Source organism: Geminicoccus harenae (assembly GCF_019800005.1).
Taxonomy (GTDB): Bacteria; Pseudomonadota; Alphaproteobacteria; order Geminicoccales; family Geminicoccaceae; genus Geminicoccus; species Geminicoccus harenae.
In genome coordinates this window covers 54,250-75,250 of record NZ_JABGCL010000025.1, presented here as the reverse complement: position 1 = coordinate 75,250, position 21,001 = coordinate 54,250, and the positions used below count along the sequence as shown (strand labels likewise).

The 21,001-nt window shown below is 67.8% G+C and carries 26 protein-coding genes and 1 pseudogene; 3 read left to right on the top strand and 24 right to left on the bottom strand.

Features of this window, described 5'->3' with window-relative positions; translation table 11 throughout:
* Nucleotides 1–539: 539 nt before the first annotated feature.
* The 14 genes from HLA95_RS20440 to HLA95_RS20375 all read right to left on the bottom strand — a co-directional run bounded on the left by HLA95_RS20440 (nt 540) and on the right by HLA95_RS20375 (nt 8,414).
* Nucleotides 540–773 (bottom strand): hypothetical protein, encoded by a 234-nt coding sequence (locus HLA95_RS20440; RefSeq protein WP_191058748.1) that lies wholly within the window; start codon nt 771–773, stop codon nt 540–542.
* Nucleotides 774–925: 152 nt separating this feature from the next.
* Nucleotides 926–1,324 carry a response regulator gene (locus tag HLA95_RS20435; protein WP_191058749.1) on the bottom strand — a complete coding sequence of 133 codons (399 nt, stop codon included), beginning with the start codon at nt 1,322–1,324 and terminating at the stop codon, nt 926–928.
* A complete protein-coding gene (locus tag HLA95_RS20430) occupies nt 1,321–2,805 on the bottom strand; it encodes an ATPase domain-containing protein (protein ID WP_191058764.1) in 1,485 nt (494 codons plus the stop codon). The genes HLA95_RS20435 and HLA95_RS20430 overlap by 4 nt, the downstream gene beginning before the upstream one ends.
* On the bottom strand, nt 2,802–3,584 hold the full coding sequence (locus HLA95_RS20425) for a sensor histidine kinase (protein WP_191058750.1): 783 nt from the start codon (nt 3,582–3,584) through the stop codon (nt 2,802–2,804). Before HLA95_RS20425 ends, HLA95_RS20430 begins: the two co-directional genes overlap by 4 nt.
* A gap of 257 nt (nt 3,585–3,841) precedes the next feature.
* Nucleotides 3,842–4,378 carry a hypothetical protein gene (locus HLA95_RS20420; protein WP_222184344.1) on the bottom strand — a complete coding sequence of 179 codons (537 nt, stop codon included), beginning with the start codon at nt 4,376–4,378 and terminating at the stop codon, nt 3,842–3,844.
* A 14-nt stretch (nt 4,379–4,392) separates the two neighbouring features.
* Complete coding sequence (locus HLA95_RS20415; protein WP_191058752.1) at nt 4,393–4,662, bottom strand: hypothetical protein; 270 nt, start codon at nt 4,660–4,662, stop codon at nt 4,393–4,395.
* Entirely contained in the window at nt 4,659–5,075 is a 417-nt protein-coding gene (locus HLA95_RS20410) for a DUF5681 domain-containing protein (protein ID WP_191058753.1), read from the bottom strand. Before HLA95_RS20410 ends, HLA95_RS20415 begins: the two co-directional genes overlap by 4 nt.
* Nucleotides 5,072–5,311 carry a hypothetical protein gene (locus tag HLA95_RS20405; protein WP_191058754.1) on the bottom strand — a complete coding sequence of 80 codons (240 nt, stop codon included), beginning with the start codon at nt 5,309–5,311 and terminating at the stop codon, nt 5,072–5,074. The genes HLA95_RS20410 and HLA95_RS20405 overlap by 4 nt, the downstream gene beginning before the upstream one ends.
* Nucleotides 5,308–6,468, bottom strand: coding sequence for a bifunctional DNA primase/helicase (locus tag HLA95_RS20400; RefSeq protein WP_191058755.1), 1,161 nt, complete (start codon nt 6,466–6,468; stop codon nt 5,308–5,310). Before HLA95_RS20400 ends, HLA95_RS20405 begins: the two co-directional genes overlap by 4 nt.
* A 45-nt stretch (nt 6,469–6,513) precedes the next feature.
* Entirely contained in the window at nt 6,514–6,696 is a 183-nt protein-coding gene (locus HLA95_RS20395) for a hypothetical protein (protein WP_191058756.1), read from the bottom strand.
* Between the two features lie 237 nt (nt 6,697–6,933).
* Nucleotides 6,934–7,089: a hypothetical protein gene (locus HLA95_RS20390; protein ID WP_191058757.1), complete on the bottom strand. Its 156-nt coding sequence runs from the start codon at nt 7,087–7,089 to the stop codon at nt 6,934–6,936.
* Nucleotides 7,090–7,420: 331 nt separating this feature from the next.
* Nucleotides 7,421–7,879: a hypothetical protein gene (locus tag HLA95_RS20385; RefSeq protein ID WP_191058758.1), complete on the bottom strand. Its 459-nt coding sequence runs from the start codon at nt 7,877–7,879 to the stop codon at nt 7,421–7,423.
* The gene (locus tag HLA95_RS20380) at nt 7,879–8,202 is read right to left on the bottom strand and encodes a hypothetical protein (RefSeq protein ID WP_191058759.1); all 324 of its coding nucleotides are present in this window, start codon (nt 8,200–8,202) and stop codon (nt 7,879–7,881) included. The genes HLA95_RS20385 and HLA95_RS20380 overlap by 1 nt, the downstream gene beginning before the upstream one ends.
* Before the next feature lie 2 nt (nt 8,203–8,204).
* Nucleotides 8,205–8,414: a hypothetical protein gene (locus HLA95_RS20375; protein ID WP_191058760.1), complete on the bottom strand. Its 210-nt coding sequence runs from the start codon at nt 8,412–8,414 to the stop codon at nt 8,205–8,207.
* A gap of 88 nt (nt 8,415–8,502) precedes the next feature.
* Here HLA95_RS20375 and HLA95_RS20370 point away from each other — a divergent pair, with 88 nt between their 5' ends.
* A complete protein-coding gene (locus HLA95_RS20370; protein ID WP_191058761.1) occupies nt 8,503–9,018 on the top strand; it encodes a hypothetical protein in 516 nt (171 codons plus the stop codon).
* Here HLA95_RS20370 and HLA95_RS30125 read toward each other — a convergent pair.
* Nucleotides 9,015–10,205 (bottom strand): annotated as a pseudogene (locus HLA95_RS30125) (tyrosine-type recombinase/integrase). The gene HLA95_RS20370 and the pseudogene HLA95_RS30125 overlap by 4 nt on opposite strands.
* 242 nt (nt 10,206–10,447) lie before the next feature.
* Nucleotides 10,448–11,272: a class I SAM-dependent methyltransferase gene (locus tag HLA95_RS20360; RefSeq protein WP_191058762.1), complete on the bottom strand. Its 825-nt coding sequence runs from the start codon at nt 11,270–11,272 to the stop codon at nt 10,448–10,450.
* A 111-nt stretch (nt 11,273–11,383) separates the two neighbouring features.
* Here HLA95_RS20360 and HLA95_RS20355 point away from each other — a divergent pair, with 111 nt between their 5' ends.
* Nucleotides 11,384–13,351 carry a BTAD domain-containing putative transcriptional regulator gene (locus tag HLA95_RS20355; RefSeq protein ID WP_222184343.1) on the top strand — a complete coding sequence of 656 codons (1,968 nt, stop codon included), beginning with the start codon at nt 11,384–11,386 and terminating at the stop codon, nt 13,349–13,351.
* Between the two features lie 9 nt (nt 13,352–13,360).
* Here the strand turns inward: HLA95_RS20355 and mnhG are convergent, their stop codons facing one another.
* Genes mnhG through HLA95_RS20325 form a run of 6 tightly spaced genes read right to left on the bottom strand, consistent with a single transcriptional unit; the run spans nt 13,361 to nt 19,382 of the window.
* Nucleotides 13,361–13,735, bottom strand: a complete 375-nt coding sequence (gene mnhG / locus HLA95_RS20350; protein ID WP_191059121.1) for a monovalent cation/H(+) antiporter subunit G — start codon at nt 13,733–13,735, stop codon at nt 13,361–13,363.
* Nucleotides 13,732–14,013, bottom strand: coding sequence for a K+/H+ antiporter subunit F (locus HLA95_RS20345; RefSeq protein ID WP_159716408.1), 282 nt, complete (start codon nt 14,011–14,013; stop codon nt 13,732–13,734). Before HLA95_RS20345 ends, mnhG begins: the two co-directional genes overlap by 4 nt.
* On the bottom strand, nt 14,010–14,495 hold the full coding sequence (locus HLA95_RS20340) for a Na+/H+ antiporter subunit E (RefSeq protein WP_191059122.1): 486 nt from the start codon (nt 14,493–14,495) through the stop codon (nt 14,010–14,012). Before HLA95_RS20340 ends, HLA95_RS20345 begins: the two co-directional genes overlap by 4 nt.
* Nucleotides 14,492–16,132, bottom strand: coding sequence for a monovalent cation/H+ antiporter subunit D (locus tag HLA95_RS20335; protein WP_191059123.1), 1,641 nt, complete (start codon nt 16,130–16,132; stop codon nt 14,492–14,494). Before HLA95_RS20335 ends, HLA95_RS20340 begins: the two co-directional genes overlap by 4 nt.
* Complete coding sequence (locus HLA95_RS20330; RefSeq protein ID WP_191059124.1) at nt 16,129–16,467, bottom strand: Na+/H+ antiporter subunit C; 339 nt, start codon at nt 16,465–16,467, stop codon at nt 16,129–16,131. The genes HLA95_RS20335 and HLA95_RS20330 overlap by 4 nt, the downstream gene beginning before the upstream one ends.
* On the bottom strand, nt 16,467–19,382 hold the full coding sequence (locus tag HLA95_RS20325; RefSeq protein ID WP_191059125.1) for a monovalent cation/H+ antiporter subunit A: 2,916 nt from the start codon (nt 19,380–19,382) through the stop codon (nt 16,467–16,469). Before HLA95_RS20325 ends, HLA95_RS20330 begins: the two co-directional genes overlap by 1 nt.
* 103 nt (nt 19,383–19,485) lie before the next feature.
* Between HLA95_RS20325 and HLA95_RS20320 the strand changes: the two genes are divergently transcribed.
* A complete protein-coding gene (locus HLA95_RS20320; RefSeq protein WP_191059126.1) occupies nt 19,486–19,734 on the top strand; it encodes a helix-turn-helix domain-containing protein in 249 nt (82 codons plus the stop codon).
* A 10-nt stretch (nt 19,735–19,744) separates the two neighbouring features.
* On the opposite strand, the gene HLA95_RS20315 is transcribed toward HLA95_RS20320, so the two are convergent.
* Both HLA95_RS20315 and HLA95_RS20310 read right to left on the bottom strand, forming a co-directional pair.
* The gene (locus HLA95_RS20315) at nt 19,745–20,146 is read right to left on the bottom strand and encodes a response regulator (RefSeq protein WP_191059127.1); all 402 of its coding nucleotides are present in this window, start codon (nt 20,144–20,146) and stop codon (nt 19,745–19,747) included.
* A gap of 107 nt (nt 20,147–20,253) precedes the next feature.
* Nucleotides 20,254–20,916, bottom strand: a complete 663-nt coding sequence (locus tag HLA95_RS20310) for a peroxiredoxin (RefSeq protein ID WP_191059128.1) — start codon at nt 20,914–20,916, stop codon at nt 20,254–20,256.
* Nucleotides 20,917–21,001: the final 85 nt, after the last annotated feature.

Below are 21,001 nucleotides of genomic sequence, written 5' to 3'. Positions count from 1 at the left end.
CCTCGCCGCCATCCAGCGCTTCTGCCTCCGCTCCCACCAGATCGGAGGAACTACGGAATCAGGACACTAGCGGGCCTTCAGGGCGACGAGCGCGCGGCAGTAGGGAACGGCTGGCGGTGGCATGGCCGGGGGACGAGCCCCACGAAAGCCGATGAGCGGCCGGTTCGGGGTCGGATAGTGTCCTCAGGTTGCCTGGACGGGCTCTCGGCCGCTGACAGGGCGGTTCTGCGCCGAAATGCCGTTGAAACCGCGCCTGCACCGGGGCCGTTGGGGCTGAAGAGTATGTACGAGGTTCACCGTGCCGGTTCCGCATTTTGTCATCCTGGCCGCCCTGACTGGCATGGTGATCGTCCTGTCGTTGCCGATCCTGCCAGGCTGAGCCGATGGCTTCCGGTGATCGCAAGATGATCAGTCATCCGGCAGGATCGGCCGGAACACCCACGCCCCACCTCCCGTTGAGGCCCTGCTCCAGCTCAAGAAACTGGAGCGATCCCCCTCATCGCCGCCCGGTCCCTTGCCGGGCGGTTTTTTTGCGCCGGTCAGGCCGCCTGCCGCCCGCGTTCCAGCTTGGCGGCGAAGGCTTCGGCCTCTTCGAGCGTGTCCTGGTACTGCCGGTAGCCGCAGCCGAGGCGAACGTTGTTGAACTCCCTGATCTGGTAGCCGACGGGGTAGTGGGCACGGCGCCACGAACGTGCGGGTGTCTTGCGCAGCCAGCGCCCGAGCTGGGTCAAGCGTCGGCGCAGGCGGTTTCCGCGAGTCTTCAGGTGAGTCATCCGCACCTCCCATGGGTTGCCAGTTGAACTCCGACCCTTCTGGTCGGCTGGCGGTGCGGCGTTCCGGCGGCCTTACAGAGAAGGCGTTCGCCGTCGAAGCTGGGCTTCGCGCAGGCGGGATGATGCCGGATCAGGTACTCGAAGGAGGCACGTCAAGGTGTGGAAGAGCCAGGATCATCCCCAGCTTCGCGCGCTTCGCCGAGTGCCCATGCTATGGCGTCTAGGACTTCGTCGGCCGTATAGGGCTTACGCAGGATCATGGCGCAGCCCCGCGCACGGGTCCGGACCACCTCTTCGGGCAGCGAACTCAGGATGATGACCGGGATCTTCGCCAAGCTCGGTTCGGCGATCATGGCTGCCAGCATCGCCGGACCGTTCATGACGGGCATCATCATGTCCAGCAGCACCACGTCGGCCCGCGTCTCGGCCAGCCGTTCGAGCCCTTGCCGACCATTGGCCGCCATCATCACCTGGTAGCCGGCGTCCTCCAGCACCGCCTCGAGCGCCATCGCGATGAGCGGCTCGTCGTCGACGACCAGGATGCTCGTCATGGGCCCTCCGAGATGGAGGAAGATGGATCCGAGCCACCGCGTTCCCGTGCAAATCCACTCAAAAGATCCTCGGCACCCTCGAAGCTTCCGGCGAGGCTGAGGCCGTGACCACCAGTGATGACGAACTCGCGCAGAGCCGGATCGAAGCCGCTGCCGCGAATCTTCACCACGGACAGAAGCCGGCAGGTCCGCCTCTGGTGCTCCACGTAGCGCATCGCGATCAGGCTCTCGACCATCGAGGACATCCCGGTGATGGGCATCTGGATGCCGGGACCGACCAGGTCCCGCGTCTCCATGGTGTAGAGCGTGGTCACGCCGCGCGCCCGCAGCTCATTGACCAGCACCGCGAAGAAGCGGCTCATGCGCCCAGGCTCTACCGAAGCCTCGATGAAGCCGCCGAGGCCATCGAGGAAGAGCCGCCGGACGCTGCGCCGTTCGACCGCGTCCAGCAGGCGGTGGGCCAAGGCGTCCTGAAGCTCCTCGCCCTGCGGCTGCCACAGCATCTCGACATCGCCGCGGGCCACCGCTCCCTCGAGATCGAGACCCAGACTGGCGGCCTGCTGCAGCAGACGGGGTGGCGTCTCGTAGAAGCCGAAGAACAGTCCCGGCTCGGTCGCGCTCGATCCGCCTACGAAGTGGAGACCCAGACTTGTCTTGCCGATCCCCGACGGGCCGAGCAGGCCGGTGACGGTCGCCTCCACCATGCCGCCGCCAAGCATTGCGTCCAAGCCGCCGACACCCGTCGACAGCCTGCCCGGCCGTGCCTCGTCCGGGCGGGTGGACTTGCGGAACGCCGCCTCGATGCGTGGATAGACCATCAGGCCTTCCGCGGTAATGCGAAAGGGATGCCGACCGGCCAGGTAGTCGCTGCCGCGCAGCTTGTTGACGAAGAGCCCGCGCTCCGTCCGCGAGCCAAAGCGGACGTCGGTCAGCTCGATGATGCCATCGACCATGGTGTGCTCAGGGGGGATGGCCTGCCCCTTCGCGGTGGTGAGCAGGAAGACCGTGCAGCCGTACAACGCGGCCTGGGTCTGCAGCTCCTGAATGAACTTCTTGAACTCGGTGTCGGATGCTGCCCGGTCTTCCGCCGCCACCAGACCATCAAGGACCATGATGGTTGCCTTACGTGCCGCGATCTCGCGCCGCAACAGCGTGACCAGCCCAGGCAGGCCGACCTCGTCGAGGGCGCCCAGGCCGCTGATATAGGCGATCTGCTCCGGCAGCTGCGCTGCGTCGAAGAAATCCATCGTGCCGAGATGGAGGAGCATCCTGGCATGACTCTCGGCCAGGAGCGTGACGTAGAGCGCCCGGCCGCCCGTGGCCGCATGGCGGTAGCAGAGCTGGTTCGCCAAGGTCGTCTTGCCCGCCCCGGGCGGTCCCTGCACGATGTGGATGCCACCTTTGGGAAAGCCGCCGCACAGGATGGCATCCAGTCCTGGGACCCCGCTTGGTACCCGTTCGATCGCCTGTTGATCACTCATGCGCCTGCCCTCGTGGTTCCCAGGGGCAGTGTGACCACGAAGGTCGATCCCTCGCCAGACTTGCTCTCGATGTCGATCGAGCCGCCCATGGCCGTGACCATCTGGTTGGCCAGCCACAGTCCTATGCCGAACCCGCCATGGTCGCGCCGGGTCACGGCCTGCTCAAAACGCTGGAAAATGCGGGCACGGTCCTCCTCGGAGATGCCGATGCCCTGGTCTTGGACCATGATCTGCGCGGCTTGCCCATCGGAGCGCAGGCTGACACGGACGGGCTTGCCGGCGCCGAACTTGATCGCGTTCGACAAGAGGTTCTCGATCGCCTGCTCCAGAGCGAGCCGGTCCCACATCCCCACGACACCCTCCTGCAGGTCGCTTTCGAGCGGACACCGCGCCAGCCGGGCTGCGACAATCGAGCGATCGATGATGCTGCGCATGATGACGGAGAGGTCGACCTCTGTCGGATCGATGTGGATGTTGCCAGCTGCGATGCGGGACACGTCGAGGAGCGTGGTCGAGCGACGCACGAATTCCTGCACGGCCTGCTCCAGGATCTGGAGCCTCGGCGCCATGATCTCCGGGCGGCACCGGCTCGGGTTTCTGGTCGCGGCAAGCAGCAAGCCGACCTGTGCCAGGATCGGAGTCATCGGGTTGCGCAGCTCATGGGCTGCAATCGCCACGAACTCATCGCGTGCCCGCACCGCCTCGCGCAGCTCTTCGATCAGGCGATCCTTGTCCGCCTCGTCGTGCTCGCTCACCCGGCTGCTGCCGGTATCCGCCATGTCGCCTCCGATGCCTTGAGCTTCATGTCGGGACCCGACCCCGTCATGTCTGTACTGCGCAGCCTCACCCTCTTAGGCCCGTTCGGGGTACCGGTGCGAGTGGCAGAACACGTCCCGCCGCGGATTGGGCCGCAGCGGCGTTTCATTCATCCCCGGCGCCGATGATGAACTTCCTTGGAACCACGGCGGTAGCCATGGCAGCCAAGATCTCTTGCCGGAACCAAGAAATAGCCGGCGGCCTCCACGCCAGCCACTCCTCACGCCGCCGCCGGTTCCTGCTCATCCGGCTCCGGCACGTCGGTCGACCAGGCCAGCGCCGCGCGCTCGGCGTCCTGCAGCGGACCATCCTCGCGGTGGTACGGCAGCTCCGTAATTCCAGCTTGGCGCAGCAAGCCGTTCAGGCGCCGGCCCAGCCGGCCCTCACCAGCCTGCAGGGCGATGTACTTGTCCCGCTCACGGCTGAGGTCGAGCATGGCCCGGACTGGCTTCTCCGCCTCCTGGTAATCGGCGATCGCGTTGGCCAGAACCTGCATCGCCTTCTCGACCTTCGCCGCGGCCTGGACACGAGCGTCGACCTGCTCGGCGAGCTTCGCGAGGCGCTGGCGTTCCTCCTGCCGCCAGACCCGGGCGGCCTCACGCTCGGCGCGGCCGCGCTCCCATTCGAGCTTGGCGTTCAGGTTCGCCAAGCGTTCTTGGGTGGCGGCGATCTCCTGCTCCACGGCCACGACAGCCTGGTCCGGCGCCACGGTCCCGTCGGTCACGACCGCCAGCACAACTTCAGTCTTCTTCGACATCGTCACTCTCCTGCTCAGTTGAAAAGTCCACCGCGTACCTGGTCTTCTCTGACCAGTCGGCAGCAGTGCTCGTGAAGTTCGTCCGCCGTCATCGCCAGTTCCTCTGGCGTCAAGTCGACCTGCGCGAGGACTCGGTCACAGAGGGCGTGGAGTTCCTCGGAGGTCATCGCGGCGAGTTCCTCAGCTGAAGGAATAGGGAGCCCATCATCGCGTATTGGCTGCGGCCGCTGGGCCTCCAGCCGGGCCAGCCGCTGGGCGATCACCTGCCGCCGGATTGACCTCATGGCTGCTCTTCCCGCTGCTCCAGCTTGGCCAGCCTGGCCTCGTGCTCGAGGAGCTCGAAGTGCTGGATCCGCCGCTCCAGGATCCCGGCCAGGGCCGCGCCTTCCTCGGGTGAGAGCTCGCCTTCGGCGATCGCGGCGATGACCCGGTTGATCCCGTTGGCGGCATCCGCGGCCGTCTCGACGGTCGGCAGATTGATCCGGACCGGCCGGCCCTTCCTGGCCGGCCACAGCCGTTCCAGGATCAGCTTCTGGGCCGCAACATCGCCGGCCAGGGCACTCTTGATCGCGGCCTTGAGGACGTACGGGGCGGTCTGCTCGGCCAGCGCGTCGAGTTCGACCGAGACCTTGTTGCGGGAGCCTTTCGGTCGGCCCTTGGGGTTGCCCGAGGTGCCGGGCTTGAACTTGCCGCTCATACCTGTTCTCCGCCTGACAGAACAGTGGATGCTCCTGCTGGCACCTCGTTGATCTGTCCCGAGGCGATCGCCGCCTTCTCCGTCAGCTCGGCGAAGATCCTGGCCAGCTTCGATGCATGTTCCGGCATCTTGTCAGCCACCCGTGCGATCGCCCGCAGCCGGTCTGCCTGGCAGATCAGGCACTGGCAGAAGGTAATGCCGGGAATGACCTCGACCGGGTCGTGCTGGACGGTCACAGCGCATCCGCCTTGCTGTAGCGCCCCGTGTAGGCATCGAAGTGCACCTTCACGGTCGTGGGCTTGCCGATGATGTCGTGGTAGCGCGACTTCGCGATCCGGATCACGTCACCATCGGCATCGCGGTGCACGACGATCCCGACGTCCGGCTTGTTGAACCAGTGCGCGCTATCGCTGATGTCGTAGAGGCTCGGGATGCCGACCTTGCCGTCCCTGTCACGCATCATCTTCGCCGGGTGCGCCACCACGATCAGGTGCACCTGCCACTTGCGGGCGAACTTCCTGAGCTGCCGGATCGCCCAGCCCACGTACTCGGTCAGGCTCATGTCCTTCGGCCGTACGTGGTCCAGCTCGTTCCAGGGGTCGATGACGCAGATCTGGGTGCCGTAGCGCACGACCGAGGCGGCGAGCTTGTCGAGCACCCATTCGAGCGTCGCATCCTCGTCCTCGTCCGGCGTCACGAAGCTGAACATGCCGTCGATCCAGCGATCGGCATCAGCGATCTCCTCCGGCCTCATCCGACTCTCGGGGCAGCGCGCGTAGAGCCTGCGCAGCGATCGCCGGTGATCGATGAGCGGGTGTTGCTCGAAGGAGGCGAAGCAGGTCGACAGGCCGTAGTTCTCGGCCATGCGGACCACCAGGTCGTTGACGAAGGTCGTCTTGCCCATGCCGGGCACGCCGGTGGCCACGACGAAGTCGCCGAGCCGGACCCGGTAGTTGTCGACGAGGAAGTCGAACCCGCAGGCCATCGCGGTCGGCATCGGGATCGGCGCATAATCGCTCATCCGGAACAGGCCGGCGACATGCACATGCGGTGCGCCGTTGATCGCCTCAATGACGGCGGCTTGCCCGTAGCCGAGCAGCAGGTCGTTCAGGTCCTTGGTGCCGTGCCGGTATTGGACGTAGCGGCACCGCCCCTTGCCCAGTCGCAATGACAAGTCGTTGAGCAAAGCGACGCCGGGCTCGTCACCGTCGCTGGCGATCACGATGTCCCGCACGCCCTCGAACAGCTTCAGCGTGTCGGCGACGAAGGCGTACTTGCCCGAAGTATCGCTGGCGACCTCCTTGGACGGCGCACCACCCGGGACGCTGACCACGCGACGGAAGCCGGCCTGCATGGCGGCGATAGCATCGAGCTCACCCTCGGTGATGATCACGGGCTCGCTGCTCAGCGTGTCGTCGAGCAGGCAGTCGTGGTTCCATCAGGTCTGAGCGCCGCCCTTGTCCTGCATGAACCCCTTGCCGTCGACGCGACGGTACTTGTGGTTCACGATCCGGCCGTGGCGGACATAGGGGATCGCGATCCACTCACCACCACCTGGGCACTCGGCGCTGGTGATCCCGAGCGCCGTCGTGAGTTCGGTATCCAGACCACGCGCTTCCAACCATTGGGCGTGCTCCGGATGCAGGACGGGCAGAGGCCTCGGTCCAGATGCCCTTGACACCGCAGTGCCAGCAGTGCCAGCGGAGGTCGGTCGCGCTGACTGTGACGGATAGGCAGGGGTCGGATCTCTTGGATCGTTCATGGCTGCAACTCGGGCAGGTGATTCGGTGGTTGCCCAGGCCTCGGCCGCCAAGGCGGGCCCGGATCTTCGCCGCTGTCTCGCGGCGGTCGTTGGCGCTCATCCGGGCAGCTCCGAGAGCCGGCTTCCGGGGATCAGGCGCTGGTCCCGGCCGTGGTTTGGGTCGCGCCGCCTGGCTTGCAGCGCCCGGTTGATCCAGGGGATAGGCTCGGTCGGCGACAGGTCGCAGCAGGCCTGGAGGACCTCGAGGGTCACGGCATCTCCGTCGTTCTTGCGCCATTGGCCGATCAACTTGCGAGCTTGGAGCTCAGGCGTCCCCGCTCCGGTGAGGATCCGGACGCCCAGGTCGAAGGCCTGCTTGACCGGATTTGGCCGCAACGGCGCGTCAGCGCCTTCTGAATGAAATTCAGAAGGAGAGGATATTCTATCCTCTCCTATAGGCGTGACATGGCGTGACGCAACGTGACTTGACGAACCGCCTGATAAGCCATTGATTTGATTAGATGCTTCACCCGAAGCGCTGGAAGGCCGTGCAGCATCACCTGCTACGATATCGCCTTCCCGGGCCGGCCGAACGCTATCACCGCTAGATGTCACGCTTCTTCTTGTGACCTGACGTGATGCAGTGGAACTTGGCGTGACATGGCGTGACCGCACTTCCCGGTCCCGCCCGCGTTGTGCCCGCTTCCGCTGGGTAGCCGTCGGGTCCTCGCGCTCCCTCTTGGGGTTGTATCGGGAGAACGTTGGTATCCGTTCGCCGGCGTCGATGAACAGGGGGGCGTCCGTCCCGCCGATGTGCCTGCATGGCCTCGATGACCTTGGCGACATCCTCGGGATCCTCCCGGCAGAATGCCGCGAAGCTCTCGATGTCGAAGCCGCTGATGGTACCTCGTTCCTTCTGCTGACTCGCGAAGTCCATCAGCGCCCATGCGACATGGGCAACCAAGGACACCCGCACGTCAGCACGATCGGCGATCAGCAACCACTTCGGGTCATTCGGAGCGCCATGATGAGACCGCCAATAGAACATGGTCGGTTCTGCCATCACGCACCTACCAGTACCGGCTCCAGATCAAACACCCGTACCACCTGGTCGTCGGTAACGAGACCCCGGCCGTGCAGCGCCATCAGGATGCGTTTGAGTTCCGGAGCCGGCAGTAGGTTGATCAGCGCCTCGATGTGCTGATCATCGAGCGGTACATCCTCCGCTAAGCAGCAGACAATGCTCTGGACGAGATCGTTCTTCTTTGATTCGTCGGGAGGTTGGTTTTTCGACTTCAACTCGACGCTGATACCGCTATACTCGGCGGCACCATCGCCGCGGGGATCCGGGTCTCCAGCCCGGCCCCGCAAATCCATCGCCGACATCGTCAGGCCGCCTTGTCGCGCTTCGGCCCGACCTCGCCCTTGAGCACCAGGTCGTCCCATGCCTCAGCCGCTTCGACCGGAATGCGAGTTGCGCGCCCGACCTTGACCACCTTCAACCGGCCAGCCGCGATCTCGCCATATGTGAAAGTCTTCCTGACTGATCGCGGCCGATAGAATTCCGGCAGTGTCAGGAGCCTCTTTTCCACATTCATTGCCGCTTCCTGCCGCAAGGTTCCGTAAACGTTCGTTTGCGACTATGCTGCGGCTAGCATCCCCCTGCTGGTTTATGAGCACTCGGAAATGGCGGGCGAAAAACCGAAGGAACCCTGGACTGGTCAGACGCTGGCAAAGTTCATCGACCGGGCGCCACACCTTCTGGTCCAGGTTAATGGCCAGTGGCAGCTCGATCGTGATCGCTTCCCAGGGTGCAACACATACAATCCGGGTTCAGGATGCGCGGAAGCAAGCGGCCGCGCCCATGCGCGTCGCCTTACAGAGCGGCTCGTCAACGATCCAAGCTACCCGTGGGTCGTCGGGAAGGATGAGGATGGCCGAGTGATCGTCCGCGCGACCCATAGCAGCTCGCTACAGGCTCGCGTTGACGTTGAACTCAGGACAAGCCGCGAGGCTTCGCGGGCCAATCTTATTCGTTGGGCACTTCCCGGTCAGGGCGGAGCCAATGCGTTGACATCAGGGACTGCGCTCGGCTCCGGCTCGGTTCCGATCGCGGCCACGGCGACGATGCGCACGCCCGCTGTTCCGGATCAGGAATCCGCCGCGTATGTGATCGCCAGCGACAGCGGCCAGAAGCCTTAAGCCGTCCTGTCCCGGAGCAATACGACGCCGGCACGCGGCTTAGTCAGGTAGTTGGCCCAGTCCTGCATCAGCGCTCGCCGCTTAGTCATCAAGTCGCCACGGGCGTACGCGGCCTCGGCTTTATCCTTTAGTCGATGCGCCAGTGCAGCCTCAATCACCTCGCGTGGGTGGTGGGTGCTCTCTCCTGCCCAATCTCTGAAGCTCGACCTGAACCCGTGGACCGTGAGGTCATCCCGCCCCATCCGGCGCAGCACGGCCGTCAAGCTCATGTCGGATAGAGGCCGCCCGCCCGTGCCCGGGAACACGAGCGCATCCGGCTCGCCCCGCTCCGGCAGCAGTGCCAGTGCCGCTGCCGACAGCGGCACGCGGTGCTCCTTGTGCGCCTTCATCCGGTGCGCCGGCACGATCCACAGCCCGTTCGTCTGGTCGATCTCGCCCCAGGTCATGCGACGGACCTCGCCCGAGCGCGCCGCGCTCAGGATGGTGAAGGCCAATGCCCGGGCGGCAACGCCTTCTCGCTTGGCCAGATCGGCCAGGAAGGCCGGCGCCTCTTGCCAAGGGAGCGCGGCGTGGTGCTCAACCTTCGCCACCTTCGCGGGAGCCGGTAGCAGGGCCTGCAGATGCCCGCGCCAGCGCGCCGGATTGTCACCCGTGCGGGCGCCTATGGCCGTCGCGTAGTCGAGGACGGCTTCGATGCGCTGGCGGGTCCGGCTGGCGGTTTCGGTCTTCTCCGTTCAGATCGGCCGCAAGACCTCCAGGACGTCCTTCGTCGCGATGCGCCGCACGTCCAGGTCGCCCAGGATTGGATAGGCATAGGCCGCCAGCGTGGCACCCCATTGGGACGCGTGCTTGGCGTTGCGCCACCCTGGCCGCTTGCTTTCGATCAACGCCTCGGCCGCATCCCGGAAGGTCAGGACCGATTTGCGGCTTCGCTCGGCCAGCGGGTCGACACCCTCGGCCTTCATCGCCCGGGCCGCCTGGGCCTTCTCCCTGGCCTTGGCAAGCGACACGTCCGGCCAGCCCCCTAGGCCGAGGTCACGCCGCTTCCCGTGCAGCTGGTAGCGTAAGACCCACGACCTGGCGCCGGTCATTTTCACCACCAGCCGCAGGCCTGCGCCATCCTCGTAGATGCCAGGACTGGCCGTCTCGACCTTCCTGGCCGTCAACATCCCCGACCGCCGCGCCATCCTGAGTTCCCACATTCGCTCCCACATTACGGAGCGGATTAACAGGAACGAGCGCGAACGCCAACGAACTATGTTCGGGCTAACTGTATGGCCGGACAGCAGTTATGCGGGTGACCGCGAACGACCACGAACCTCAGAAGATGGCGGAAGGCGGACGTTCCCTCCGCCAGTTCCCGCCCCCGGACCGCTCCACGCTCAGGCCGGGCCTGGCCTGGACCGGCCCCCGCCCCAGGCTGCGGGCGTCATGCGCGGGTGATCACGACCTCCAGATAGTCGGCCGGCACCACCAGCGTGCTGTCGCCGGAACGGTTCCAGCTTCGGGCGAGGCCGGTCAGCTCGTCGGCCAGGGCGGCCTGGCCTGGCGCGTCCAGTGCGGCGAAGGCCTTCAGAACCGGGCCGTACCAGGTGCGGAACACGTCCAGCCAGTGCTCTTCCGAGCGGTAGCGGAACTGGAACTGGCGCTGCCGGGCGTCGATCGTCTGGGCCCGGTTGCCGAACAGCTCGGCCAGATGGGCTCGCGTGCCCCACAGGGCCGGCGGCTGCAGCCCGGGTGGCGGGGCGACGTGGCGGCCGATCAGCTTGAAGAGCTGGCCGATGAACCCGTCGGGCGTCCAGTTGGCCAGCCCGATCCGGCCGCCCGGCCGGCAGACCCGGGCGAGCTCGCCCGCGGCCCTGGCGTGGTCGGGCGTGAACATCACCCCGAAGGTCGACAGGACCGCGTCGAAGCTCCCGTCGGCGAACGGCAGGTCCTCGGCATCGGCGGTCTGGAAGGTGACCGGCAGGCGTTCCGCATCGGCCCGTTCCGCCGCACGCTCCAGCAGGGCCGGCACGTAGTCGGTGGCAACCACCTCGCACCAGCGCCTGGCGGCGGCGAGCGTGGCGTTGCCGTTGCCGGCCGCCACGTCCAGCACGCGCGAGCCCGCGTGCAGGTCCACGGCCTCGCACAGCTCCTCGCCCACGATCTGCAGGGTGACGCCGATCACCGCGTAGTCGCCCGATGCCCAGGCCGACTGCTGCCTGGTCTTGATGGCGGCCAGATCCGGCCGCTCGGCAGTGAGGGTGACCATGATCGCTTGTTCTCCCGATGGGTGGCCGTAGGATGAGCACCCTCTTTTTCGTACCGAGGAGGGTGCGGTCGCCTGCCGGTCTAGCCGGTGGGCGTGGGAAGGAGCGTGGCGATGGGCGTGGATTCGCCAGGAACGGAGGGTGCTGCGCCCTTGCTCGAGGTGCGGCTGCTGGGCCCGCTGACGCTCAGCCTGGACGGCCACCCCCTCCCATTGCCGGGCTCGCGCAAGCTGCGCGGGCTGCTGGGCTTCCTGGCGCTGGCCGACCGGCCGGTCGGCCGCAGCCGGCTGTGCGACCTGTTCTGGGAGGTGCCGAGCGACCCGCGCGGCGAGCTGCGCTGGTGCCTGAGCCGGCTGCGCCGCCTGCTCGACCGGCCGGGCCGGCCGGTCGTCCTGGCGGAAGGCGATGCGGTCCGGCTGGACCTGACCGGCTGCCGGGTGGACGCGCTGGAGCTGGCAGGGGCAATGGAGGCGCCGGGGCTGCCCGGGGTCGGGCCGGAACTGTTCGCCGGCGAGTTCCTGGAAGGCCTGGAGCTCGATGCCTGCCCGGACTTCCAGCTCTGGCTGCAGTCCCAGCGACGCCGTCTGGCCGAGGCCCAGCTGGCGCTGCTGGCGAGGCTGGCCCAGGCCGAAGGGCCGGAGCTGCCCCCTGCCCTGCTCCAGCGCTGGCTGACCCTGGCACCGCTGGACCTGCGGGCCCACCGGATCCTGCTGGCGGGCCTGGCCCGCGCCGGCCGGTCACGGGAAGCGGAACGGCACCTGGCATCCGCCTGCCGGCGGTTCGCCGCCGAGGGCGTGGACAGCCGGCCGCTGCAGGCTGCCTGGCAGGAACTGCGCGGTTCCCGGCCGCCGGCCGAGCCGCGCCCGGCCATTCCGGCACCGGAGCCGGAGCCCGGGACGCGGCGCCGCTCGATCGCGGTCCTGCCGTTCGGCGGGATCGGGGAAGGCCCGCCGGAGCTGGCCGATGTCGCGTTCGGCCTGTCCCATGACCTGATCGTGCGGCTGGCCCGGCTGCGCAGCCTCCTGGTGATCGCACCCGGCACCATGCTGGCGCTGCGCGAGCGCCAGGCAAGCGTGGCCACGGCCGCGCGCCTGCTGGAGGTCGACTTACTGGTGAACGGCACGGTCCGCCATCTGGGCGGGCAGGTCCGGGTCACGGTGGAGCTGGCCGAGCGGGCGAGCGGGCGGATCGTCTGGGCGGAGCTGTACGACCGGCCGCTCGGGCAGACCCTCGTCGTCCTGGACGAGCTGGGCGACCGCATCGTCGCGGCGGTCGCCGCCGAGATCGAGGCGGTCGAGCGTGCCCGGGCCATGCTGCGCCAGCCGGGATCGCTGGATGCCTGGGGCGCCCATCACCGCGGCCTTTGGCACATGTACCGGTTCAGCCGGCCGGACAACGAGCAGGCCAGGCGGTATTTCGAGCTAGCGGTCCGGCTCGACCCGGGCTTCTCCCGCCCCTATGCCGGGCTGTCCTTCACCCATTTCCAGGATGCCTTTCAGGGCTGGGCGCCGGCGCGGCCGGCGATCGAGCTGGCGCTGCGCACGGCCGGGCAGAGCCTGGCCGCCGACGAGCGCGATCCGGCCGCGCACTGGGCCATGGGCCGGGCGCACTGGCTGGAAGGGCGGCAGGACCAGGCCGTGGCGGAGCTGGAGCAGGCGGTGGAGCTCAGCCCCAACTTCGCGCTCGGCCACTACACGCTGGCCTTCGTGCATTGCCAAGCGGGCGACACGGCCACCGCGATTGCCGCTTCCGACCAGTCGCGGCGGCTCAGCCCGTGCGACCCGCTCCTGTTCGGCATGCTGGGGGCACGGGCCATGGCGCTGGCGCGGCAGGGCCGGTTCGAGGAGGCGGCACAATGGGGACTGCGTGCCGCGGGCCAGCCGAACGCCCATGCCCATATCCTGGCGATCGCCGCCTATGCGCTTGCCCTGGCCGGGCGCGTGGCCGAAGCGCGGGCACAGATGGCGCAGCTGCGCCGCTCGCTGCCGGGCTACCGGATCGACGACTTCCTGCGCGCCATGCGCTTTGCCCCCGACGCGGTGCAACTGTTCCGGGCGGCGGCCGCGGGGCTGGACGGCTGAGGCGAGCGCTCAGGGGTTCTGCGTGGGCGGAACATCCTTGCTCAGCATCGGCGGGACATCGGCATTGCCCTCGGTCCGGTCGCGGTAGAGCGCCGCCCTCGCCAGCAGCATCAGCGTCACCGGGGTGGTCACCGTCACGAACAGGGCGATCAGGATCTCGTGGAGCACCGGCCGGGTCTGGAGCACGGAGAACAGCAGCATCGACGCCACCAGGATGCCGCCCGTGCCCCAGCTGCTGCCGAGCGTCGGCGCATGGATGCGGTCATAGAACCGCTCCAGCCGCAACAGGCCGTAGGAGCCGATCAGGGTGAGCCCGGCGCCGACCAGGACCAGGGCCGAAACGAGCAGGGCCGCCCAGAGCGGCAGGTCGGCTGCCTCGCTCATTCGATCACCTCGCCTCGCATCAGGAACTTGGCCAGCGCCACAGTCGCGACGAAGCCCAGCAGCGAGATGACCAGGGCCGCCTCGAAATAGAGCGTGCTGCCGCTGCGCATGCCGAAGGTCAACAGGAGCAGCATCGCGTTGACGTAGAGCGTGTCCAGGCCCAGCACGCGGTCCTGGGCGCGCGGCCCGCCGGCCAGCCGGAAGATCGTGCAGAGCATCGCCATGCCCAGCATGATCTGGGCGATCGTGATGGACCAGTTCAGGATCGTGGCGCTCATTCGAAGATCTCCAGCAGCAGCCGCTCGTAGCGGTGCTTGATCAGCGCTTGCCAGGCGGCCTCGTCGACCAGATCGAAGACATGGAGCAGGAGCCGGCCGTGCGCCGGGTCGAACTCCACCCAGGCGGTGCCGGGCGTGGCGGTCACGATGACCGCCAGGACCGACAGGCCGGTCCGGTTGCTCAGCTCGAGTGGAATGACGATGAAGCCCGACGTCCGCCTGGCCCGGCCACCCTGCAGGATGATGCCGGCCACCGCGATGTTCGAGCGGATGATGTCGTAGAGCACGATGCCCAGCAGCTGGGGCATCGCCAGCCAGTTGCGCAGCCTCGGCTTGTCCGGCTGGAGCCGTGCCAGCGCCCAGGTGGCGGCGACCGCGATGGCGCCGCCCAGCAGGACATGGCCGAGCGACGGCCGGTGGAGCAGGACCCACATCACGGTGAGCGAGAGGGTCAGCAGCGGGTAGGGCAGCCAGCGTCTCATGGTGACGGTGCGCTCCTGGGCCCGGGCAGGCGCTCCTTGCCCAGCACGGTCTCGACATAGCTGGTCGGCGCGTGCAGTGCGGCCGCGGCATCCGCCATGTAGCGCATCACCGGGTCGGCCAGCACCGTCAGCACGACACCGACAGCGAGCAGGACGGCGACCGGCACCGCCTCGCGGATCAGGACGCGCGGCACGATCGGCTCGGGCGGCGCCCACAGGCGGCGGATGCCGGCCCGCATCATGGCAATCATGGTGGCGAGGCCCGAGATGATCAGGAGCGGTACCAGGAGCCAGCCCTGCCAGGAGACCTGCCCGCCGCCGCCCAGTCCATTCGGGTTCAGCGCCGCGCTCAGCATCACGAACTTGCCGAGGAAGCCGGACAAAGGCGGCATGCCCGCCAGCAGCAGGGTGCAGCCGACAAACGCCAGGCCCAGCACGGCGAGGGTCGCCGGCACCGGCACGCCCACCTCGTCCTCCTCGTCCTCCAGGTCCTCCTCGACATCCGCGAACACCTGGTCCGGCTCGTCCTCCGGCTGCTCCAGGTCACGCTCCAGCAGTTCCACCAGCAGGAACAGGGCGCTCAGCGCCAAAGTGGAGCTCACGAGATAGAACAGGGCGCCGCCGGCCACCGCGGGATCCTCGAGGCCGATCGCGGCCAGCACCGTGCCGGACGACACCAGCACGCAGTAGCCGGTCAGCCGGCCGAGCGAGCGCGCGGCCAGCACGCCGAGCGTGCCGAATACCACGGTCAGCATGCCGCCCACCGTCAGCCAGTCGGCGCCGAAGCCGGCGAAGGCCCCTGCCCCCTCGCCGAACAGGAGCAGCGACAGGCGCAGGAGGATGTAGACGCCCACCTTGGTCAGAATCGCGAACATCGCCGCCACCGGGGCGGCCGCGGCGGCATAGGCGGTAGGCAGCCAGAAGTTCAGGGGCCACATGCCTGCCTTGGTCAGGAAGGCGATGCCCAGGATCGCGGCACCCGCCTCCAGCAGCATCCGGTCTTCCGGCGCCACGGCCGGGATGCGTAGGGCCAAGTCGGCCATGTTGAGCGTCCCGGTGACGCCGTAGATCAGGGCGACGCCGATCAGCAAGAAGAACGAGGCCACCAGGTTGATGACGATATAGTGCATCCCCGCCTTGACCCGGCGCCGGCCGGAGCCGTGCAGGACGAGGCCGTAGGAGGCGGCCAGCATCACCTCGAAGAACACGAACAGGTTGAACAGGTCGCCGGTCAGGAACGCGCCGTTCACCCCCATCAGCAGGAACTGGAACAGCGAGTGGAAATGCGGTGCGGCGCGATGCCAGCGGCCGAGCGCGAAGACCTGGGCCGGCAGGGCCAGGACGGCGGTGAGCAGCAGCATCAGCGCGGACAGCCGGTCCACCACCAGCACGATGCCGAACGGGGCCGGCCAGTTGCCGAGGAGATAGACCCCGGTGGTCGCCTCGCCCGCCTCGGCCGGCAGGTCGGCAAAGCGCAGCAGTGCTGCGGCTACCAGGAGGAGCGCCACGCTCGAGGCGGCGCCGAACGCGGCCTTCAGCCGGCGCCGGCGCTCGTTGACGAACAGCAGCGCCGCACCCACCACCAGGGGCAGGAGGATCGGCGCCACCATCAGGTGGACGGTCCAGCCTCCGTTCATTGCCGTTCCTGCCCGTCGACATGGTCGGTGTCGGTCAGGCCGCGGGAGGCCAGCAGCACCACCAGGAACAGCGCGGTCGTGGCAAAGCCGATCACGATCGCGGTGAGCACCAGGGCCTGCGGCACCGGGTCGCCATAGGAGGCCAAGTCGCTGCCCGCCGGCCCCAGGACCGGCGGGGCGTCGACCCGCAGCCGGCCCATGCTGAAGATGAACAGGTTGACGGCATAGGAGATCAGGGAGAGCCCGATGATCACCTGGTAGGTGCGCGGGCGCAGCAGCAGCCACACGCCGGAGCCGACCAGGACGCCGATTCCCAGGGCCAGGACCAGTTCCATTACGTCTCCTCGGCTTCGTTGGCGGCCCTGGCCGGACCGATGCGTCGGATCGACTGGTGGGCGATCGCGATCAGCATCAGGACGGTGGCGCCCAGCACCAGGGAGAACACCCCAAGGTCGAACAGGAGTGCGGTGGCGGCGGGGACCTCGCCGATCAGTGGGATCTCCAGATAGCGGCTGTGGGAGGTGAGGAACGGGTAGCCGAACAGCCAGGACCCGAGGCCGGTGGCAGTCGCAAGCAGGAGGCCGAAGCCCATCCAGACCAGGGGCAGCACGCGCAGCCGGTCCTCCAGCCAGCGGGTGCCGACCGCCATGTACTGCATGATGAAGGCCGAGGTCATGGCGATGCCTGCGGCGAACCCGCCACCGGGCAGGTCGTGGCCCCGCAGGAACAGGTAGAGGGCCAGCACGATGACGATCGGGAACAGCCACTGCATGATCACGGAGGCCACGTAGAGATAGTCGGTGAGCGTGGCGCCGTCGTCGCGGTCGGGGGCCGCCACGTCGAACTTGCGCTGGATCTGCTGCTGCATGGGCGGTGGGATGCTGTCCGGGGCCGGCCGGAAGCGGCGCAGGAGGGCGAACACGGTGAGCGCCACGATGGCGAGCACGGTGATCTCGCCCAGCGTGTCGAAGCCGCGGAAGTCCACCAGGATCACGTTGACCACGTTGGTGCCGCCGCCCTCGGTATAGGCTCGCTCCAGGAAGTAGGCGCCGATCGTCTGCCCGGCTGGGCGCATCATCACCGCGTAGGAGAGCAGCATCATTCCGAGCCCGGCGAGCACGGCCAGGATCAGGTCTCGCAGGCGCTGCAGCCTCGTGGTGAGGCTGAGCGGCACCGGCATCGCTCCCTCCACCCGCTTGGGCAGCCAACGCAGCCCGAGCAGGATCAGGACCGTAGTCACGATCTCGACCAGGAGCTGGGTCAGCGCCAGGTCCGGGGCAGAGAGCCAGACGAACGAGATGCATACGGACAGGCCGGCCCCGCCCAGCAGGGCCAGGGCGGCCAGCCGGTGGAACTTCGCCTGATAGGCCGCGATCACCGCGCAGACGGTGCCCACCACCCAGACCAGGGTGAAGATCGGGTCGAACACAGGCGGGAAGGTGAGCCCGCCCAGGCCCGGCCCCTGGCGCCAGAGCGGCAGGAACGCTGCCAGGATCGCGGCTGCCACCAGCAGCCGGAGCTGCGGCTGGAGGCGGCGGGTCGAAAGATAGCGCTCCAGGAAGCGGGGCCCGTCATTGGCAACCAGCGCCATCAGCCGGTCGAAGATGCGCTGGCCCTTGACGCGGCGGAAGAAGGGAGGACCGTCCCGGCTGGTGGCGAGGTAGCGCTTCAGGGCAAAGCTGAGCAGCGCGCCGCCCACGAGGGCGATGACGCTCATCACCAGGGGCACGTTCAGCCCGTGCCAGACCGCCAGGCTGAACTCGGGCGTGGCCTCGCCCAGCACCGAGGTGACGCCGAGGCGCAGGAACGGCTCGATGGTCCGGCCCGGGATGGCGCCGACCACCAGGCAGGACAGCACGAGCAGGCTGACCGGCAGGCGCATCCAGAAGGGCGGCTCGTGCGGCGTGCGCGGCAGGTCGACGGGCGGCGGGCCGAAGAACACCGCCTGGATGAAGCGGACCGAGTAGGTGACGCTGAACAGGCTGGCGATCACCGCGACATAGGGCGTCACCGTGTCCAGGATGGAAGGGACGTGGGTCTCGATCGCCTCGGCGAAGAACATCTCCTTGGACAGGAAGCCATTGAGCAGCGGCACGCCGGCCATGGCGGCGCTCGCGACCATGGCGAGCGTCGCCGTGATCGGCATGAAGCGGAACAGGCCGCTGAGCCGGCGCATGTCGCGCGTACCGGTCTCGTGGTCGATGATGCCGGCCGCCATGAACAGGGACGCCTTGAAGGTGGCGTGATTGACCATGTGGAAGATGGCGGCGACGGCGCCCAGCGGGCTGCTCAGGCTCAGCAGCGTGGTGATCAGGCCGAGATGGCTGATGGTCGAGTAGGCGAGCAGGCCCTTCAGGTCCTGCTGGAAGATCGCGAAATAGGCGGCGATGAGAAGGGAGCTCAGGCCCGCCACGCCCACCAGCCAGAACCATTCGGGCGTGCCGGCCATGACCGGCCACAGGCGCGCCATCAGGAACACGCCGGCCTTCACCAGGGTGGCCGAGTGGAGGTAGGCCGACACCGGGGTGGGTGCCGCCATCGCGTTGGGCAGCCAGAAATGGAACGGGAACTGGGCGCTCTTGGTGAAGGCGCCCAGGAGGATCAGGATCAGGGCCGGCAGGTAGAGCGGATGGTTGCGGATGAGGTTGCCGGAGCTCAGCACCTCGTCCAGGTCGTAGCTGCCGACGATGTGGCCGAGCAGCAGCACGCCGCCCAGGAGCGCCATCCCGCCCGTGGCGGTCACGGTGAGCGAGATCCTGGCACCCTCCCGGGCACTGGCATTGTGGTACCAGTAGCCGATCAGGAGGAAGGAGAAGATGCTGGTCATCTCCCAGAAGATGACCAATTGGATCAGGTTGCCGGACAGCACTATGCCGAGCATGGAGCCCATGAAGGCCAGGAAGAACGAGAAGAAGCGCGGGACCGGGTCCTCGGGCGACATGTAGTAGCGCGCATAGAGGACCACGAGGAAGCCGATGCCGCTGACCAGCATCGCGAACAGCCAGGCGAAGCCGTCCATCCTGAACGCGAGGGTCAGGCCGAAGCTGGCCAGCCAGGGGATCTCGGCACGCAGCGCTCCGCCGGCCGCGATGGCCGGGTAGGCCAGGAAGGCGCAGCCGAGTGCTGCCAGGGCCACCGTGCCGGCCAGCCAGGATTCCGCATTGCGGGCCATGGTAGGCAGGAAGGCCGCGATGATGGCGCCGACGAAGGGCAGGACGACCATGGAGATGAGCAAGGTGTCGTCCGTCATCCGCGTCGTCCGCGTCCTCTGCTTGTTCTCGTTCGGGAGCGGGCCGTTGCCCAATCCCACCCATTATGGTTGACTATTGTCCGGAGAGGCAAGGGTCCGGATCATGATTCTTCATCCAGAGCAATGCCGTGCCGCCCGCGGCCTCCTGAACTGGTCCCAGGAGCGCCTGGCCGTACTGTCCGGCGTATCACGCAGCACGATCAAGGATTTCGAGTGCCATCGCCACTCGCTGCACCGCGCGACCGAGGCCCTGCTGGTCAGGACGTTCGAGGATGGCGGGGTCCGGTTGCTCGGGATCGATGCCGAGGGGCCGGGCGTGCGGCTGAAGGCGTGGCGGCAGGCCCCGCCCTGAGGCCCGTGGCTCACCCCGGGCGGCATCGAACCGGGTCGGCCAGTGCCTGCGTCATGAGCTTGGCCTGCGCCGGCTTGGCGATCAGCGGCGCATCGCGGTAGGGCTCGGGGATGATATGCTCGTCATAGCCCGTCTCGAACACGAACGGGATGCCCCGGTCGCGCAGCCGGTCCGCGACCGGAAAGCTCAGCTCGTCCACCAGCTCGACGTCCAGCACCGCCCCGTCCAGGCCGGGCGTGGCCTCGATCAGGTCCAGCGCCTGGCGGACGCTGGCCACCGGCCCGACGACCCTGGCCCCTTCCGCCTCCAGGGCCTGGACGAGATCCAGTGCTGCCAGCCGGTCGTCCTCGACCAGCAGGATGAGCCTGCCGGCGAGCAGGCCACCCGCCGGACCGCCAGCCTGTCCGGTCATCGCATGCTCCGCCGCTGCCGTACCTCCTCAGGCAACATCCCGCCCCAGCCCCGGTTTCTCCGCCTCGGGTGCTGTGGAGTCGCAGCCGCGATGCCGCAGGAACCGGTTCAGGCGCTCGGGTCGGGCGTGATCCGCAGATAGGGCTTCTGCTCGGTGACGCCCTTGCTGAAGCGCCGCCGCGCCTCGTCGGTCGGGATGGACGGCAGCACGATGACGTCGTCGCCCTTCTGCCAGTTGGCCGGCGTGGACACCGAGTACTGCTGGGTGAGCTGCATCGAATCGATCACCCGCAGCACCTCGTCGAAGTTGCGCCCGGTCGACATGGGATAGACCAGAACCAGCTTCACCCGCTTGTCCGGGCCGATCACGAACACGTTGCGCACGGTGGCGTTGTCCGCGGCCGTGCGCCCGGCATGGCTGTCGCCGGCGCCGGCCGGCAGCATGTCGTAGAGCTTGGCGATCTCCAGCCTGGTGTCGCCGATCATCGGGTAGTTGGGCGCGTGCCCCTGGGTCTCCTCGATGTCGGCGGCCCAGCGATGGTGGTCCTCGACCGGGTCCACGCTGATGCCGATGATCTTCACGTTGCGCTTGTCGAATTCCGGCTTCACCCTGGCCATGTAGCCGAGCTCGGTCGTGCACACCGGGGTGAAGTCCTTCGGATGCGAGAACAGCACCGCCCAACTGTCACCGATCCACTCGTGGAACCTGATCCTCCCCTCGGTCGTGTCCGCCTCGAAGTCGGGAGCGATGTCGCCCAGTCGTACCGCCATCTACGATGTCCCTGGCTGGTTCACCGCGCAATACTACACGCAGCGTGTGGATTCCGGGACAAGAAATCCGCTGGGCGGGACGGCG